A 13,840-nucleotide genomic window follows, 5' to 3' on the forward strand; every position below is an offset into this window, starting at 1 on the left:
CGCTAAGGGCGTTTAGCTGCCCCGATAGGTTGAATAGGAATACGGGCTGATGAGCAGCGGTAAATGGTAATGCTGCGCCGCATCCTTGATGACAAAATCGATGATCGCCGTGGCGTATAACGTTTCACGATTGTCTGCGGTAAAGTAACCGCCCACGTCGGCATGCAGGCGGTAATGCCCCGCGGGCAGCTCATCCGGCGTTAGCTCACGGGCGCGGCCATCGGCATCGGTGGTGCCTTCGGCTATCGCCCGCCATTGCCCCTGCTGTTCCCGCTCCAGCCAGACTCGCACCTTTGCCGCCGGTTTACCCAGAGATGTATCCAAAATATGGGTGCTAATATTACTCATCGCTCAGTAACTCCTTAAAACGCAGCATCACGATTTCGCGCAGCTGTTCGGCGGTTTCCTGCCGCTCCTGCTCCACGTCGTTGTTCAAGCGTCGTTCCAGCTCACTCAGAATGGCTCGCCCATCTCGACCGGCGGCACGGATCAAAAACACCTGACCAAACTGCTGTTCATAACGCCGGTTACCCACCAGCAGCGCCTGAGCCAATTCCGGATCCCGGGCATTGACCGCCGACTGTTCACGCTTGGAGAACTGCGCCTCTTGCCCCTGACCTGCGGCACGTTCGCCAATGCGCGGGTGCTGCGCCAATGCCTGGCTGACCTCTTCAGGTCGCCAACGCTGCGCCGCCTGCCAGGCCACCGCCAACGCGGCATCGCTGCTGCTGAACGGCCGGGCCGCAATCACGGAGGCTATCCAGGTTGCAATGTTCACGCAGGGCAGCAGCAAACGCTCGGCTTCCGCCACGGGCAACTGATTAAACTGCTGCAGATTCATCTATGTTCTCCCAACTGGCCACCGTCTGGCAGTAGGCCTGAATAGCCAGCGCCACATCGGCCTGGCTTACGGCTTCGGCCGGATGATGGCTGATTCCGCGATCGCAACGGACAAACAGCATACCCACCGGCCAGCACACCGCCACGGCAATCGCGTCATGCCCGGCACCGCTGGGCAAAACCATGCTGCGACCCTGCACCGCCTCCACGCTCTGCTGCCAACGTTGCTGCAAATTTGCATCACATTCCGTTGCATTTATGCGATAAAACTCCTCGCTGGCAAACCCTAATCCGCGACGAGCACAAATTTCCTGCGCCCGCTCCAACAGTTGTGCAAGCAACGCTGCCAGCGGGCCATCTTGCGGACCGCGAACGTCCAGCGACAGTTTCACCTCACCGGGAATGACGTTGACCGCCCCCGGAAGGCTTTCGATACAGCCGACAGTCGCCACCAAATGTTCATCGCGGGTGCGGGTTATCGCTTCAACCGCCACCATCCACTCCGCCGCGGCCGCCAAGGCGTCTTTGCGTTGCCCCATCGGCACCGTGCCTGCATGGCCCGCCTCGCCGCTAAAGGTGCAATGGAGTCGACGCGCGCCGTTAATCGCCGTCACCACGCCCAGAGCCAGACCGGCGGCTTCCAGGCAGGGCCCCTGTTCAATGTGCAATTCCAGATAAGCGCAGATATCACCTGGCGCTCGCCGCGCCTCAACCACCGCCGCCGGATCCAGGCCAAACTCGCGCAACGCCTGCGCCACGCTGATACCCTCGGCATCGGTGCGATCCAACCAGTCGGCCGGCCACTGGCCGGTAATGCCTCGGCTGCCCAGCAGGGCGACGCTAAAGCGCGTCCCTTCTTCATCGGCAAAGCCAATCACTTCGACCGCCACCGGCAGGCGCCGCCGCTGCTGATGCAAATGCGCCACCACCTCCAGCGCGGTCAAGACGCCGAGCATGCCATCATAACGGCCCGCATTACGCACCGTATCCAAATGCGAACCGAGCAGCAGCGCGGGTGCATCTGGCGTTTGACCTTCATAGCGGCCACAAACATTGCCAACGGCGTCCTGCCAGACCCGCATACCGACACTGCGCATCCAATCGCCCACCAACTCGTTGGCGCACCGATGCTCCGGCGACAGATAAACCCGCGTAAGTTGGCCCGGCGTGGCGCTGATCGCCGCCAGCGCATCGCAACGAGCCATCACCCGTGCGGCCGCCTGTTCCGCCTCCTGGGCGGTTAACCGCACCGCCATCACCGGCTCCCGTCGTCGTAGGTGTTCCAGGCTGCCTGCAGCGCTTCCCCCTGCTTGCTGGCGAAGCCCAGACGGTTCAGCACTGCTTCCAGCGCGGTCAGGGTTTGCAGCACACAGTCTTTACGCGCGTTGTAACCCATGGTGCCGATGCGCCAAATCTTGCCCTGCAACGGACCGAACGAAGTGCCGATCTCAATGGCGAAATCGTTGAGCATCATCTGACGCACCTGTTCGCCATGCACCTGCGGCGGGATCACCACCCCCAGCACGTTGTTCATGCGGTTTTCGAGATCGCCGAACACCTCAAGCCCCATGCCCTGAATGCCGGCCAGCATCGCCGCACCATGCAGCTTGTGGCGAGCGATGGTGTTATCCAGCCCCTCTTCCAGGATCACCCGTGCACATTCGCGCGCGGCGAACAACATGCTGGTGGCTTCGGTGTGGTGATTCAGACGCTCGGGGCCCCAGTAATCCATGATCATGCCGAGATCAAAATAGTTGGAGTAGATCATCTCATCGTCGCCGTCGGCATGATCGGCAGTACGGATCCCCTGCTCCACGCACTTACGACGGCGGACGATCTCTTCGAACTGCGGGCTTAGGGTAACCGGCGAACTGCCGGACGGACCACCCAGACATTTCTGCAGGCCTGCGGATACCGCGTCCAGCCCCCAGGCATCGGTTTCCAGCGGGTTACCGGCAAAGGACGCGGTCGCATCGGTATAGAACAATACGCCGTGGCGGCGGCAGATATCCCCCAGTTGATCCAGCGGCTGCAGCATGGTGGTTGAAGTGTCTCCCTGCACCGTCAACAGCAGACGCGGACGTACCTTCTTGATCGCATCTTCAATCTGATCGGCACTGAACACTTCCCCCCACGGTGCCTCGATGGTGTGCACTTCGGCACGACAGCGGCGGGCAATTTCACACAGCAAATGGCCAAAACGGCCAAACACCGGCACCAGCACTTTGTCGCCGGGGCGGATGGAGGAGACCAGCATCGCTTCGATGCCCGAACGGGAGGTGCCGTCGATCAGCATCGTCCAGCGGTTTTCGGTACGAAACAGCGCGCGATACAGCTCCATAACCTGATTCATGTAGCCGGTCATCGCCGGATCATACTGCCCAATCAACTGGCTAGACATGGCACGCAGCACGCGCGGATCGGCGTTGATCGGCCCTGGCCCCATCAGCAGACGGGCAGGTGGGTTAATCTGATCGAACTGGGTAATATCTAACATGTTAATTCCTTACCAGCTTAATAACTCAGTAAACTCAGAAATCAGCACGCGCCTCATGGCATATCACGCCTCGGACAGGCCGCGAACTGAAGCAATAAACTGTTTCAATTCCTGCGTTTGCGGATTGGCGAACAGCGTGCGGCTGTCGCCTTGCTCCCACACTTTGCCCTGATGCATAAACACCACCCGGTCACCGACCTCACGGGCAAAGTTCATTTCATGGGTCACCAGAATCAGCGTCATACCCTCTTTGGCCAACTGCTCCAGGACTTTCAGCACCTCGCCCACCAGCTCAGGATCCAGCGCCGAGGTGATCTCGTCGCACAGCAACACCTTAGGGTTCATCGCCAGCGCCCGGGCAATCGCCACCCGCTGCTGCTGCCCTCCGGAAAGGTTAGCCGGGGAATAATGCATCCGCTCACCCAGCCCAACCTTGTTCAACATCTCTTCCGCCAGTTCTCGGCATTCCGCCGGGCTTTTCTTCAATACCCGACGCGGTGCCAACATCACGTTTTCCAACGCGGTCATATGGGGAAATAGATTGAAGTTCTGGAACACCATGCCAATGGAGCGACTGATCTCACGCGCCTGCGAATCACGGTCGGTGATGGTCATGCCACCCAGTTTGATGCTGCCTTCCTGGTACCCCTCGAGCCCGTTGATGCAGCGCAACAGGGTGCTCTTGCCCGACCCGCTACGGCCGATAATCGAAATCACCTGGCCCATATCGATATCCAGATCCACGCCCTTCAGCACGTGGTTCTGACCGTAATATTTCTGAACCTGATTAATTGTGATGAGCGGCATGGAACTTCCTCTCCAGATAATGGCTGTAACGCGACAGCGGGTAACACATCAGGAAATAGCCCAGCGCGACCAGGCCGAACACTTTAAAGGGTTGATAAGTGACGTTGTTTAGCATGGTGCCTGCCTTGGTCAGCTCGACAAAACCAATGATCGACGCCAACGCGGTGCCCTTGATCACCTGAACTGAAAAACCGACGGTCGGCGCAATGGCAATGCGAACCGCCTGCGGCACCACCACCCGTACCAGGGTCTGGCCAAAGCTCAGCCCAAGACAGCGCGACGCTTCCCATTGGCCTTTGGGCAAGGCAGCGATGCTGCCAGACCAGATATCCACCAGAAAAGCGCTGGTAAACAGCGTCAGCGCCAGTGCCGCAGCGGCCCAGGGGCTGACATCAATGCCGAACAGCGCCAGCCCAAAGAAGGCCAGAAACAGCTGCATCAGCAGTGGCGTGCCTTGAAACAGCTCTGAATAACAGCGGACAAAACGCAGCGCCCACCGGCGCTTGCTCAGGCGCAGCAATAACAGCGGCAGCGTCACCAGTGTGCCGCCAAAGAACGCCGTCAGCGACAGCAACAGCGTCCAGCGCGCTGCCAGCAGCAGGTTGCGTACAATGTCCCAATCGGTAAAAGTCAGCATCAGTTCTGGCTCCCTAAAAAGCGGCGGCCGGCGGCCAGTAACAGCTGGCGCATCAATATCGATAACAGCAGGTAAAACAGCGCCGTCACTAAATACACCTCAAAACTGAGGAAGGTGCGCGACTGGATCAGGTTGGCGGCAAAGGTCAATTCTTCGAACGACACCTGCGACACCACCGATGAGCCCAGCATGACGATAATGCACTGACTGACCAACGCCGGGTAAATGCGCTGCAGTGAAGGTGGCAATACAATGCGCAAAAATGTCTGACTGCGGCTAAAACCCAGTACCCGCCCGGCTTCCCACTGCCCTTTCGGCGTCACCTGAATGCCGGCGCGTATAATTTCGGTGCTGTAGGCACCCAGATTAATCACCATCGCCAGCAGAGCCGCCTGCCCGGCGGTCAGCTTCCACCCCAGGCTCGGCAGACCAAAGACGATGAAAAACAGCTGCACCACAAACGGCGTGTTACGCACCACTTCGACATAAATCCCCCAGGTACGGCTAAACAGGTTGGCTTTGCCGCTGCGGATCGCCGCCCCGAAAATCCCCAGCGCAACGCCCATCAGGGTGGCCAGTGCCGTCAACTCAATGGTGGTCAGCAAACCGGCCAACAGCTCAGGCAGGTAGGGCCACAGCGCAGGAAAATTTAGCTGATAGGTCATCAGGCGCTCCCGTTACGCGCCAAGATGGGCGGGCAACGGCGCTTTCAGCCATTTTTCCGACAGCCCATTCAGGGTGTTGTCTTTCAGCGCTTGTTCAATCAATTCATCCACTTTGGCTTTCAGCGCCGGCTCGCCCAGGCGCAGGCCGACGAAGCACGGCGAATCCTTCAACATGAACTTGGCCACCGGCGCTTTGGTCGGGTTCTGTCGCGCCAGAGCGCTCACCACCAGATTGCCGGTAGCAATGTATTGCACCTGACCGGACAGGTAGGCCGACAGCGTGGTGTTGTTGTCTTCGTAGCGTTTGATCTGCGCGCCCTTCGGGGCAGTGTCGCTCAACACCATGTCCTCCACCGCCCCGCGCGTCACGCCAACGGTCTTGCCTTCCAATTGAGCGGCATCGCTCAACGCGGTGTCTTTAGGGCCAAACACCCCCAGGAAGAACGGCGCATAGGCGCGGCTGAAAGCGATAGCCTTTTCGCGCTCTGGATTTTTGCCCAGGCTGGAAATCACCAGATCCACTTTGTTGGTCTGCAGATAGGGAACACGATTGGCGCTGGTGACCGGCACCAGCTGCAACTTAAGTTTCATCTTGTCAGCCAGATACTGCGCCATATCGATGTCGTAACCCTGCGGCTGCAGATCGGTACCTACCGAGCCAAACGGCGGGAAGTCTTGAGGAACTGCCACCCTCAACACGCCGCGCTGCTGGATTTCTTGCAGTTGATCCGCCATCACTGACGTGGCCTGCGCCATCAACAGCACCGCCCCTAACGCCGCTACCCCGATTTTCTTGAAGTTCATAGACTATCCCCGATGGTGAAATGATGAAACAAAAGATTCTTTGATTATCACTCTGCAACTAATGTGCCAATCGGTAGCGGCAGCAAGGTTAGCCTTTGCTGTCTTTAACTTAGGGGGCCAGAGAGGAAACTCCCCTGCCATGTCTGTGGCAGGGAGAAGGGATATCACGGAGAAAAATGCGCACCATCAAAGTGCGAAAGCACCAAAATGGCGCGGAAATCAACGCTGCTCCAGCTCATCCAGGTCGCCATACAGATCGGCGATCTGATGGATCCTTTGACGCCCTTGCGCCAGCGTCTCATGCAGCAGCGCATTGCTGAGCAGATTGGCCAGGCTCATGGCCGCAGAATAACTGTCAAAGGCCGAAACGCTATCCAGCGGCGCCGCCAGGTGCCAGTTCGCCAGTGGGATCAGCGACTGCGCCTGCGGCTCGCACACCAGCAGCGTCGGTACCTGCTGGATCTGCAACTGCGTCAACAAGGCCCGCAGCTGGCGCGGCCGACGGCGAAAAGCCACAACTACGGCCACGTCTCCGTGGTCCAAATCGACCAGCTCTTCCGCCAGCGTTTGCCCGGGCTGCGGCATCAATAATACCTGCTCACGTACCTGCATCAATTGCTGGCGCAGGTGCATAGCGATCGGATAACTGTTGCGAAACCCCATCAGTACCACGCGCCGAGCCTGCACCAGGGCGGCGATCACCGCATTGAACTGAACGGCGTCAATATGGTTCACCCACTGGGTAAGGTTGGCCATTTCCTGCTTGTAATGCCGCGCCAGCAGGGTGTTGCCCTGCACCGCGTCACGATTATCGGTCAGCGGCATACCGCTTTGGCGCAGGGTACGCAGTTCGTCACGCATTGCACGGTAGCTTGGGTAGCCCAGGCGTTTGAACAGGCGGCTGACGGTGGCTTTGGATACGCCGCTCAGGCGCGCCAACTCGGCGCTGTTGTAGCTGATCAGGTCGTCAAAGTGATCGAAAATGAAGTCGGCTACCCGCTGTTCCTGCGGCGTAAGCTGCGAATATTCCCCGCGCAGGCGTTCATCGATCTGCTTCATTGCTGCTCCTGCTTGTAACCTTTGTTTCAGCGGAACATAGCACGGCCAATCTACCCGCAGGCAAGCGTTTATTACCATTGAAGAAAACATGGAACGCCTCTTGCTTGTCTTTGAGACAGAAGCTGACCTCAAACAAGGGCCAAGAAATGATTAACAGCAATACCGCGCCATTGGGCATGGCCGTCACGCCTCACCACCTCGCCAGCGAAAGCGCGCTGGCGGTTTTGCGTGAAGGGGGGAACGCCATCGAAGCCATGGTCGCCGCCGCCGCGACTATCGCCGTGGTTTATCCGCACATGAATGGCCTGGGCGGTGACGGCTTCTGGCTGATTGTGCCGCCACAGGGCGATCCGGTGGCGATCGACGCCAGCGGTGCCGCCGGTTCCCTGGCCACGCTGGATTTTTATGCGGGCGAAAGCCACATCCCACATCGCGGCCCCAGAGCGGCGCTGACCGTTGCCGGCACCGTAGGCGGCTGGCGCGAAGCGCTAGACTATTCCGGCGAGCTGGGCGGCGAACAGCTGCCGCTACCGCGCCTGCTGGCCGATGCCATTCGCTATGCGGCGGACGGCATTCCGGTCACCGCCTCGCAGGAGGCCGCCACACGCAGCAAATATCATGAACTGGCGGATGTGGAACATTTTGCCCGCACTTATTTGCCGCAGGGGGAAATCCCCCTTGCCGGACAGCGTTTCTGCCAGCCACAGTTAGCGGATACCCTGATTGCCCTGGCCGAAGACGGATTGGACAGCTTCTATCGCGGCCCACTGGCACAAAGCATCGCGACCGACATGGCCCGGCTGGGCATGCCGCTCACCGCACAAGATCTGGCGGATTATCGGCCACGGCGGCGCACGCCGTTGCGACTTGAGCACCAGAAAGGCGAGGTCTTCAATCTCACCCCACCCACTCAGGGCCTGGTGTCGCTGGCGATCCTCGGTTTGACCGATCGCCTGCCCCTGGCCAGCAAAAGCGAAGGCGCAGTGGTGCATGGCATCGTCGAGGCCACCAAGCTGGCTTTCGGTCTGCGTGACCAATTCATCACCGATCCACGCCAAATGACGCAGGATCCGCAGGCACTCCTGACGACCGAACGCCTGGATGCGCTGGCACAGCGTATCGATCATGAGCATGCCGCCGCCTGGGGCAAAGGCAAGGGGCCTGGTGATACCGTCTGGATGGGCGTGATGGACAGCAGCGGTCTGGCGGTGTCCTTTATCCAAAGCATTTACCACGAATTCGGCAGCGGCGTGGTATTGCCGCAAAGTGGCATCCTGTGGCAAAACCGCGGTGCGTCCTTCAGCCTCGATGCCGCCCATCTGCTGGCACTGGCACCGGGCAAACAGCCTTTCCACACCCTGAACCCCGCAGCGGCTCGCCTGTATGACGGGCGCACGTTGGTGTATGGCTCCATGGGCGGCGACGGCCAGCCGCAAACCCAGGCGGCGGTGTTTGTTCGCCATGTGGTGCAGGGCCTGCCGCTGCAGCAAGCGATCAGTGCGCCGCGCTGGCTGCTGGGCCGCACCTGGGGTGAAAGCTCTGACTCACTGAAGCTGGAAGGTCGCTTTAACGCGGAAACCGTCGACTACCTGCGCCAACGGGGCCACGACGTGGAGTTGTTACCGGACTTTAGCGAAGCGGTCGGCCATGCCGGTGCCATTGTTCGCCATACTAACGGCATGCTTGAAGGGGCTTTCGATCCCCGCAGCAACGGCAGTGCCGCCGGCTTCTAGCCGCCACTCTTATTGGGGAGAAGTAAAATGAAAAACCAACCTGCCGTCGACTGGGCGGCCTATATCCGCCAAATGGAAGCGATACTGGCGCTGGAAATGGATGACGCGCGCCGTCAGGAACTGCTGATCCAGTTCAATCGCATCGCTGCACTGGCGGAACCCTTGATGGCCTTTCCGCTCGATCCACGCCTGGAGATCGCAGGAGTGTATCGCGCATGAATTCGTTAAGTGCTCTATCGATCGCCGAGATCCGCGCGGCCCTGAAGCAAGGTGCGATTTCTGCACGTGAGATTGCCCAACAAACGTTAGAGAATATTGACGCACTGGAGCCGGCGCTGAACGCCTATACCCACATCACGCGCGAACGCATGTTGAGCGAAGCCGATCACCTCGATCGCGCGCGCGCCAAAGGTCTTCCATTGCCGAGCCTGGCGGCGATCCCTTACGCGGTAAAAAACCTGTTCGACGTCACCGGTGAAATTACGCTGGCAGGAGCCAGCCTGTTCAGCGATAACCCGCCGGCCAAACGGGACGCCTGGGCGATTGGCAGACTGGCCGGCCAAGGCGCCTTGCTGTCCGGCATGCTGAATATGGACGCCTATGCGTACGGTTTTACCACCGAAAACAGCCACTACGGCGCGACGCGTAACCCGCACGATACTACGCGTATTGCCGGTGGATCCTCAGGCGGTTCAGCGGCGGCGGTCGCTGCCGGGCTGGTGACATTTTCCCTCGGCAGCGACACCAATGGGTCCATACGCGTACCCGCGTCGCTGTGCGGAGTCTTTGGGCTGAAGCCAACCTTTGGCCGTCTGTCACGCAGCGGTAGTCAGCCATTCGTCGCCAGTCTGGATCATCTCGGCCCCTTTGCCCGTAGGGTACGCGATCTGGCGGCGGTGTATGACGTGATGCAGGGCACGGATATCGAAGACCGTTTTCAGGCGGATAAACCGGTCACGCAAACCGAATCGCTGTTGCCCCGTGGCCAACAAGGCCTGCGTTGCGCGGTGCTGGGCGGGTATTTTCAGCAGTGGTGCAACGATGACGCTAAAACCGCCGTAAGGCAGGTCGCGCAGGCATTGGAGGCCGTGGCTGAAGTTGAATTTCCGCAGGCCGAACTGGCCCGCTCGGCGGCGTTTATCATCAGCGCCGCCGAGGGGGGCAATCAATATCTGCCGCTGTTGCGCAGCCAGCCGAACCGCTTTGAACCGCTGTCGCGTGAACGCCTGCTGGCCGGCGCCATGCTGCCCTCCGCCTGGTATGTACAGGCGCAGCGCTTTCGTACCCATTTTCAGCAACAGGTGCTGCCGTTGTTCGAACGCTGGGACATCCTCATCGCCCCGGCAACGCCCTGTAGCGCCACGCCGATCGGCCAGGAAACCATGCATATCAACGGCACTGATCTGCCGATCCGCGCCAGTATGGGCATGCTGACGCAGCCTGTCTCTTTCCTCGGCCTGCCGGTAGTGACGGTGCCGCTGAGAACCGCCTCTGGCCTGCCGATAGGCCTGCAACTGATTGCCCCGCCCTGGCGGGAGGATCTGGCACTGCGAGCCGCTTACGCTCTGGAACAACGAGGCGTGGCGAGATGTGTTTTACCGGGAAAACAGGACTAAATGATGAAAAGTGAGTATATCGATCGTCCGGCGGTGCTGGCTGAGGTGAACGCCGCCTTTTACCGTTACGAACAGGCGCTGATCGGCAATGATATTGAAGTGCTGGATGAGTTGTTTTGGCATGATGGTCGCACCGTCCGTTACGGCGCGACGGAGAATTTGTACGGCATCGATCAGATCCGTGATTTCCGCCAACAACGTCCTTCCAAAGGGTTGGATCGCCTATTGGAGAACACCGTTATCACCACCTACGGTGACGATATGGCCGTCGCCAGTACCGAATTCCGCCGCCCCGGCAGCGAAAGCGTTGGCCGCCAGATGCAAACCTGGGTCAAACTCCCCTGCGGCTGGCGTATCGTCGCCGCGCATGTGAGTTTGATGGCTTAAGGCAAACCGGACGCACAAAAAATGGACAGCCTGGCATATTGGGCCTTATAGTCGTCAGAGGTATTACCTTTAGCTAACTGAGGCTACTTATGACTACGGCTACATCGATAAAAATTGATGATGAGCTCAAGCAACGGGTGCAACAAATCGCGACCACGCGTCAGCGAAGTGCGCACTGGATTATGCGTGAGGCGATCCGTGAATACGTCGAGCGAGAAGAAAAGCGCGAAGCGCTGCGCAAAGACGCACTACAAGCCTGGGAAACGTATCAGACCAATGGTAAACATCTGACCCAAGACGAGGCTGATCATTGGCTCGCTAACCTGGAAAAAGGTGATGATACGGAGATACCGGAGTGCCACAACTGATATGGACGCCTGCCGCACTGCTCGATATTCAGCGCTTGTACCGATTTCTGGCGGCCAAAGATCGCCAGGCTGCGCAAAAGGCCATCGCATCCATTCGTAGCAGCGTCAATATCCTGGCCCATCATCCTCAGGCCGGTCGGCCCGTTGAAGATATGGAAATTGAGTTTAGGGAATGGCCGATCGATTTCGGCAACAGCGGCTATATTGCCCTGTATCACTTTGATGGCAGCACCGCTGTACAGCTGGCGGTACGCCATCAAAGTGAAGTCAGTTATTGACGGGGCCCCTCAACACCAGTACGCCATAAAGTTCACGGTGGAGCGATCGAGATCGCGTTCGCCAATCAGGTAACGGCGCAACGCCTTCACCGCGGAAGACTCTGCCGCAACCCAGGCGTAGAAGCTTTTCGCCCCTTCGGCTCGTTCCCACAGCAGATCGCCGCCCAAACTGTTTTCCGCCAGCGATTGCGCTTGCGTCCGCGCCGATTCAGGAATATTCACCCGTTGGCGCACCGACTCCACCAGCATCGTGCCGTGCATCTGCTGATGCCCGACGTCGCGCGGCAACCAATACACCTCGGCAAACGGGAAGCGATCCATGTTCAGGCAGTCGCCTGCCACAGGAACCTCGAAGAAAGCCTGTACCTGCGGTGGATTGGCCCGCTGCGCCAGCTGTTCCAGAATGCCTACCGCCGCCGGTACCGCTGTCTCGTCGGCGATCAACAGGGCCTGCTGCAGCTCGCTCGGGGGCACCCACTCGTAACCACCGCTGTCACCGTCAAAATCGGCATTGGGGGCAACGGTTTGAATAACATCCCCCGGTTTGGCATGGGTCGCCCACGCCGAGGCCGGGCCGTTCACGCCATGCAGCACAAACTCGACGTCCATTTGATTCTGTTCAGCACGCAGCGCCCGCAGCGTATAGGTGCGCATCACCGGGCGTTGCTCTTTCGGTATCGCCATATAGTCGCGATACCAGTCGTCGCTGTTTTCCAGACGCAGGATCTGCCCCTCTTGGGCCGGGAACAACAGTTTGATGCGCTGATCCGGCGCTTCCAGCTTCATGCGATGGACGTCCGGTCCCTCGAAAACGCAGCGCAGCAAGGAGGGAGACACATTTTCTTTGACTTTCAGTGTGATATCAAAAATTCTGTAGCTTGATGCACCGGACATTCTTTTACTCTCCTGCAGAATTTACGCTGATGCGGTGCTGGCGCCACAGCCAGCTGCTGATGCCCCCCAGCAGAACCGCCATCATCAGAGCCGCGGCGATCAGCTGCGACTCACCATAAAATTTGGCCACCACCGGCACCATCAATGCGCTCAGACCGTAACCCAGCGTATGGCTGGTAGCAATGGCCCCCGACCCTTTGCCGGTTGACAATTTATCGTTCAACATCAGTTGATAGCCCGGCGTCGCCATGGCCGCGCCAAAAGAGGCCAGTGCGCAACCGACATAGAACAGCGCCAAAGGCTGAGCACACATCAGGCCCAGTCCCACCATCATCAGCACGGCGGCAATCAGCAGCAGCTGCGGCGCGCTAAAGCGCTGCGGGCGCACCACCAGAAACTGAGCCAACAGCGTACAGGCCGCCGCCACGCTCAGCAACACCGCCACGTGATGACTGACGGTGGTGGCGGAATGACTGAATAAACCGGTCAAATGCGGTGCCAATCCCAATTGCATCAAGCTGACCGATGCGGCCAGCAGCAGAGCGCACAGCAGGTAAGGCACCATATTGAGGCGAAGTCGGTTTTGCTGATGGGCAACCGGCTGCAGCGGCGGATCGTTATGCTGGCGGCACACCACCAATAGGGCGATCAATGGCGCAAGCGCCATCAACCACAGCGGCGCCATCGGATGAATCGACAACGCCAGCGCGGCGCACAGCGGTCCCAACAGTCGCCCGCAGCTCAGCCCGGAACTGATGGTCGCCAGCGCTGACATACGCTGTTCATAGCCTGCACGCTGTAGCGCCCAGGTCTGGCTGGCAGGCACCATACCGGACACCGTCAGCCCGTAGATAACGCGTGCCACAATCAGGCCGCCCAACCCCAGCGTCGATGAAAGCCAGCCAGCCGCCAGCCCCCAAACCGCCAGCGCCAGTAAAGCAAAACTGAACAAATACCCTGCTAACGCCATGGTTACCACGAACTTGCAGCCGCGAATTTCAGACTGCCTGCCCCACCAGGGTGACCCCACCAGAAACAGCATCGAGCCGAGCGTCAAGAGTCCGGCCCAGACTGAAAGCGACAGTTGAGTCATGCTGACCAGCACCGGCAGCGCCACCAGCAGGCCGTTTTGCCCGATACCCAGCAGCCCGGCGCACAAAGCCAGCGGCCAGTTGGAAGGAGACGTATTCGCCATTGGCGGTGATTCAGGAGGAGAAGAAATATGCATCAAACGTAAATTTACCGTTAATAATAT

17 protein-coding genes are annotated in these 13,840 nt (G+C 59.4%); 6 read left to right on the forward strand and 11 right to left on the reverse strand.

All coding sequences use genetic code 11. From position 1 onward, the window contains the following. Positions 1-12 precede the first annotated feature (12 nt). The 9 genes from uraH to H5P17_RS20895 form a co-directional block, all read right to left on the reverse strand. A complete protein-coding gene (uraH, locus tag H5P17_RS20855; protein WP_046374433.1) occupies positions 13-348 on the reverse strand; it encodes a hydroxyisourate hydrolase in 336 nt (111 codons plus the stop codon). Beyond that, entirely contained in the window at positions 341-841 is a 501-nt protein-coding gene (uraD, locus tag H5P17_RS20860; protein ID WP_182824968.1) for a 2-oxo-4-hydroxy-4-carboxy-5-ureidoimidazoline decarboxylase, read from the reverse strand. Before uraD ends, uraH begins: the two co-directional genes overlap by 8 nt. Then, a complete protein-coding gene (gene hpxK, locus H5P17_RS20865; protein WP_182824970.1) occupies positions 822-2,096 on the reverse strand; it encodes an allantoate amidohydrolase in 1,275 nt (424 codons plus the stop codon). The genes uraD and hpxK overlap by 20 nt, the downstream gene beginning before the upstream one ends. Beyond that, a complete protein-coding gene (locus tag H5P17_RS20870; RefSeq protein WP_044548465.1) occupies positions 2,096-3,337 on the reverse strand; it encodes an alanine--glyoxylate aminotransferase family protein in 1,242 nt (413 codons plus the stop codon). Before H5P17_RS20870 ends, hpxK begins: the two co-directional genes overlap by 1 nt. A 63-nt stretch (positions 3,338-3,400) precedes the next feature. Next, positions 3,401-4,144 (reverse strand): amino acid ABC transporter ATP-binding protein, encoded by a 744-nt coding sequence (locus H5P17_RS20875; protein WP_044548464.1) that lies wholly within the window; start codon positions 4,142-4,144, stop codon positions 3,401-3,403. Further along, positions 4,125-4,781: an amino acid ABC transporter permease gene (locus H5P17_RS20880; RefSeq protein ID WP_046374437.1), complete on the reverse strand. Its 657-nt coding sequence runs from the start codon at positions 4,779-4,781 to the stop codon at positions 4,125-4,127. Before H5P17_RS20880 ends, H5P17_RS20875 begins: the two co-directional genes overlap by 20 nt. Then, on the reverse strand, positions 4,781-5,446 hold the full coding sequence (locus tag H5P17_RS20885; RefSeq protein WP_182824972.1) for an amino acid ABC transporter permease: 666 nt from the start codon (positions 5,444-5,446) through the stop codon (positions 4,781-4,783). Before H5P17_RS20885 ends, H5P17_RS20880 begins: the two co-directional genes overlap by 1 nt. Before the next feature lie 12 nt (positions 5,447-5,458). After that, a complete protein-coding gene (locus H5P17_RS20890) occupies positions 5,459-6,250 on the reverse strand; it encodes a transporter substrate-binding domain-containing protein (RefSeq protein WP_044548462.1) in 792 nt (263 codons plus the stop codon). Positions 6,251-6,469: 219 nt separating this feature from the next. Continuing rightward, positions 6,470-7,309: a MurR/RpiR family transcriptional regulator gene (locus H5P17_RS20895; protein ID WP_182824974.1), complete on the reverse strand. Its 840-nt coding sequence runs from the start codon at positions 7,307-7,309 to the stop codon at positions 6,470-6,472. 146 nt (positions 7,310-7,455) lie between these two features. On the opposite strand from H5P17_RS20895, the gene H5P17_RS20900 reads away from it, so the two are divergent. The 6 genes from H5P17_RS20900 to H5P17_RS20925 all read left to right on the forward strand — a co-directional run bounded on the left by H5P17_RS20900 (position 7,456) and on the right by H5P17_RS20925 (position 11,691). After that, positions 7,456-9,042 carry a gamma-glutamyltransferase family protein gene (locus H5P17_RS20900; RefSeq protein WP_182824976.1) on the forward strand — a complete coding sequence of 529 codons (1,587 nt, stop codon included), beginning with the start codon at positions 7,456-7,458 and terminating at the stop codon, positions 9,040-9,042. Between the two features lie 27 nt (positions 9,043-9,069). After that, positions 9,070-9,261: an oxalurate catabolism protein HpxX gene (hpxX, locus tag H5P17_RS20905; protein ID WP_182824978.1), complete on the forward strand. Its 192-nt coding sequence runs from the start codon at positions 9,070-9,072 to the stop codon at positions 9,259-9,261. After that, a complete protein-coding gene (locus tag H5P17_RS20910; RefSeq protein ID WP_182824980.1) occupies positions 9,258-10,658 on the forward strand; it encodes an AtzE family amidohydrolase in 1,401 nt (466 codons plus the stop codon). The genes hpxX and H5P17_RS20910 overlap by 4 nt, the downstream gene beginning before the upstream one ends. 3 nt (positions 10,659-10,661) lie before the next feature. Beyond that, positions 10,662-11,045, forward strand: a complete 384-nt coding sequence (hpxZ, locus tag H5P17_RS20915; protein WP_041415223.1) for an oxalurate catabolism protein HpxZ — start codon at positions 10,662-10,664, stop codon at positions 11,043-11,045. An 89-nt stretch (positions 11,046-11,134) separates the two neighbouring features. Further along, positions 11,135-11,413 (forward strand): CopG family ribbon-helix-helix protein, encoded by a 279-nt coding sequence (locus tag H5P17_RS20920; protein WP_044548457.1) that lies wholly within the window; start codon positions 11,135-11,137, stop codon positions 11,411-11,413. Continuing rightward, a complete protein-coding gene (locus H5P17_RS20925; RefSeq protein WP_182824982.1) occupies positions 11,401-11,691 on the forward strand; it encodes a type II toxin-antitoxin system RelE/ParE family toxin in 291 nt (96 codons plus the stop codon). Before H5P17_RS20920 ends, H5P17_RS20925 begins: the two co-directional genes overlap by 13 nt. Positions 11,692-11,700: 9 nt before the next feature. Here the strand turns inward: H5P17_RS20925 and H5P17_RS20930 are convergent, their stop codons facing one another. Together H5P17_RS20930 and H5P17_RS20935 are read right to left on the reverse strand one after the other, a co-directional pair. Further along, positions 11,701-12,585, reverse strand: coding sequence for a siderophore-interacting protein (locus H5P17_RS20930; protein WP_182824984.1), 885 nt, complete (start codon positions 12,583-12,585; stop codon positions 11,701-11,703). A gap of 4 nt (positions 12,586-12,589) precedes the next feature. Then, a complete protein-coding gene (locus H5P17_RS20935) occupies positions 12,590-13,813 on the reverse strand; it encodes an MFS transporter (RefSeq protein ID WP_182824986.1) in 1,224 nt (407 codons plus the stop codon). Between the last annotated feature and the right edge of the window lie 27 nt (positions 13,814-13,840).

Origin of the sequence: Serratia sp. OS31, assembly GCF_014164835.1 — a bacterium.
In the GTDB taxonomy this organism is placed as follows: Bacteria; Pseudomonadota; Gammaproteobacteria; order Enterobacterales; family Enterobacteriaceae; genus Serratia; species Serratia liquefaciens_A.

Excerpts from the sequence above, each read along its gene's own strand:
- H5P17_RS20875 (WP_044548464.1), bottom strand. The coding sequence starts at position 4,144 with ATGCCGCTCATCACAATTAATCAGGTTCAGAAATATTACGGTCAGAAC.
- H5P17_RS20930 (WP_182824984.1), bottom strand. The coding sequence starts at position 12,585 with ATGTCCGGTGCATCAAGCTACAGAATTTTTGATATCACACTGAAAGTC.
- H5P17_RS20895 (WP_182824974.1), bottom strand. The coding sequence starts at position 7,309 with ATGAAGCAGATCGATGAACGCCTGCGCGGGGAATATTCGCAGCTTACG.
- H5P17_RS20890 (WP_044548462.1), bottom strand. The coding sequence starts at position 6,250 with ATGAACTTCAAGAAAATCGGGGTAGCGGCGTTAGGGGCGGTGCTGTTG.
- uraD (WP_182824968.1), bottom strand. The coding sequence starts at position 841 with ATGAATCTGCAGCAGTTTAATCAGTTGCCCGTGGCGGAAGCCGAGCGT.
- H5P17_RS20935 (WP_182824986.1), bottom strand. The coding sequence starts at position 13,813 with ATGCATATTTCTTCTCCTCCTGAATCACCGCCAATGGCGAATACGTCT.
- hpxZ (WP_041415223.1), top strand. The coding sequence starts at position 10,662 with ATGAAAAGTGAGTATATCGATCGTCCGGCGGTGCTGGCTGAGGTGAAC.
- hpxK (WP_182824970.1), bottom strand. The coding sequence starts at position 2,096 with ATGGCGGTGCGGTTAACCGCCCAGGAGGCGGAACAGGCGGCCGCACGG.
- H5P17_RS20880 (WP_046374437.1), bottom strand. The coding sequence starts at position 4,781 with ATGCTGACTTTTACCGATTGGGACATTGTACGCAACCTGCTGCTGGCA.
- H5P17_RS20885 (WP_182824972.1), bottom strand. The coding sequence starts at position 5,446 with ATGACCTATCAGCTAAATTTTCCTGCGCTGTGGCCCTACCTGCCTGAG.
- H5P17_RS20900 (WP_182824976.1), top strand. The coding sequence starts at position 7,456 with ATGATTAACAGCAATACCGCGCCATTGGGCATGGCCGTCACGCCTCAC.
- H5P17_RS20870 (WP_044548465.1), bottom strand. The coding sequence starts at position 3,337 with ATGTTAGATATTACCCAGTTCGATCAGATTAACCCACCTGCCCGTCTG.
- hpxX (WP_182824978.1), top strand. The coding sequence starts at position 9,070 with ATGAAAAACCAACCTGCCGTCGACTGGGCGGCCTATATCCGCCAAATG.
- H5P17_RS20910 (WP_182824980.1), top strand. The coding sequence starts at position 9,258 with ATGAATTCGTTAAGTGCTCTATCGATCGCCGAGATCCGCGCGGCCCTG.
- uraH (WP_046374433.1), bottom strand. The coding sequence starts at position 348 with ATGAGTAATATTAGCACCCATATTTTGGATACATCTCTGGGTAAACCG.
- H5P17_RS20920 (WP_044548457.1), top strand. The coding sequence starts at position 11,135 with ATGACTACGGCTACATCGATAAAAATTGATGATGAGCTCAAGCAACGG.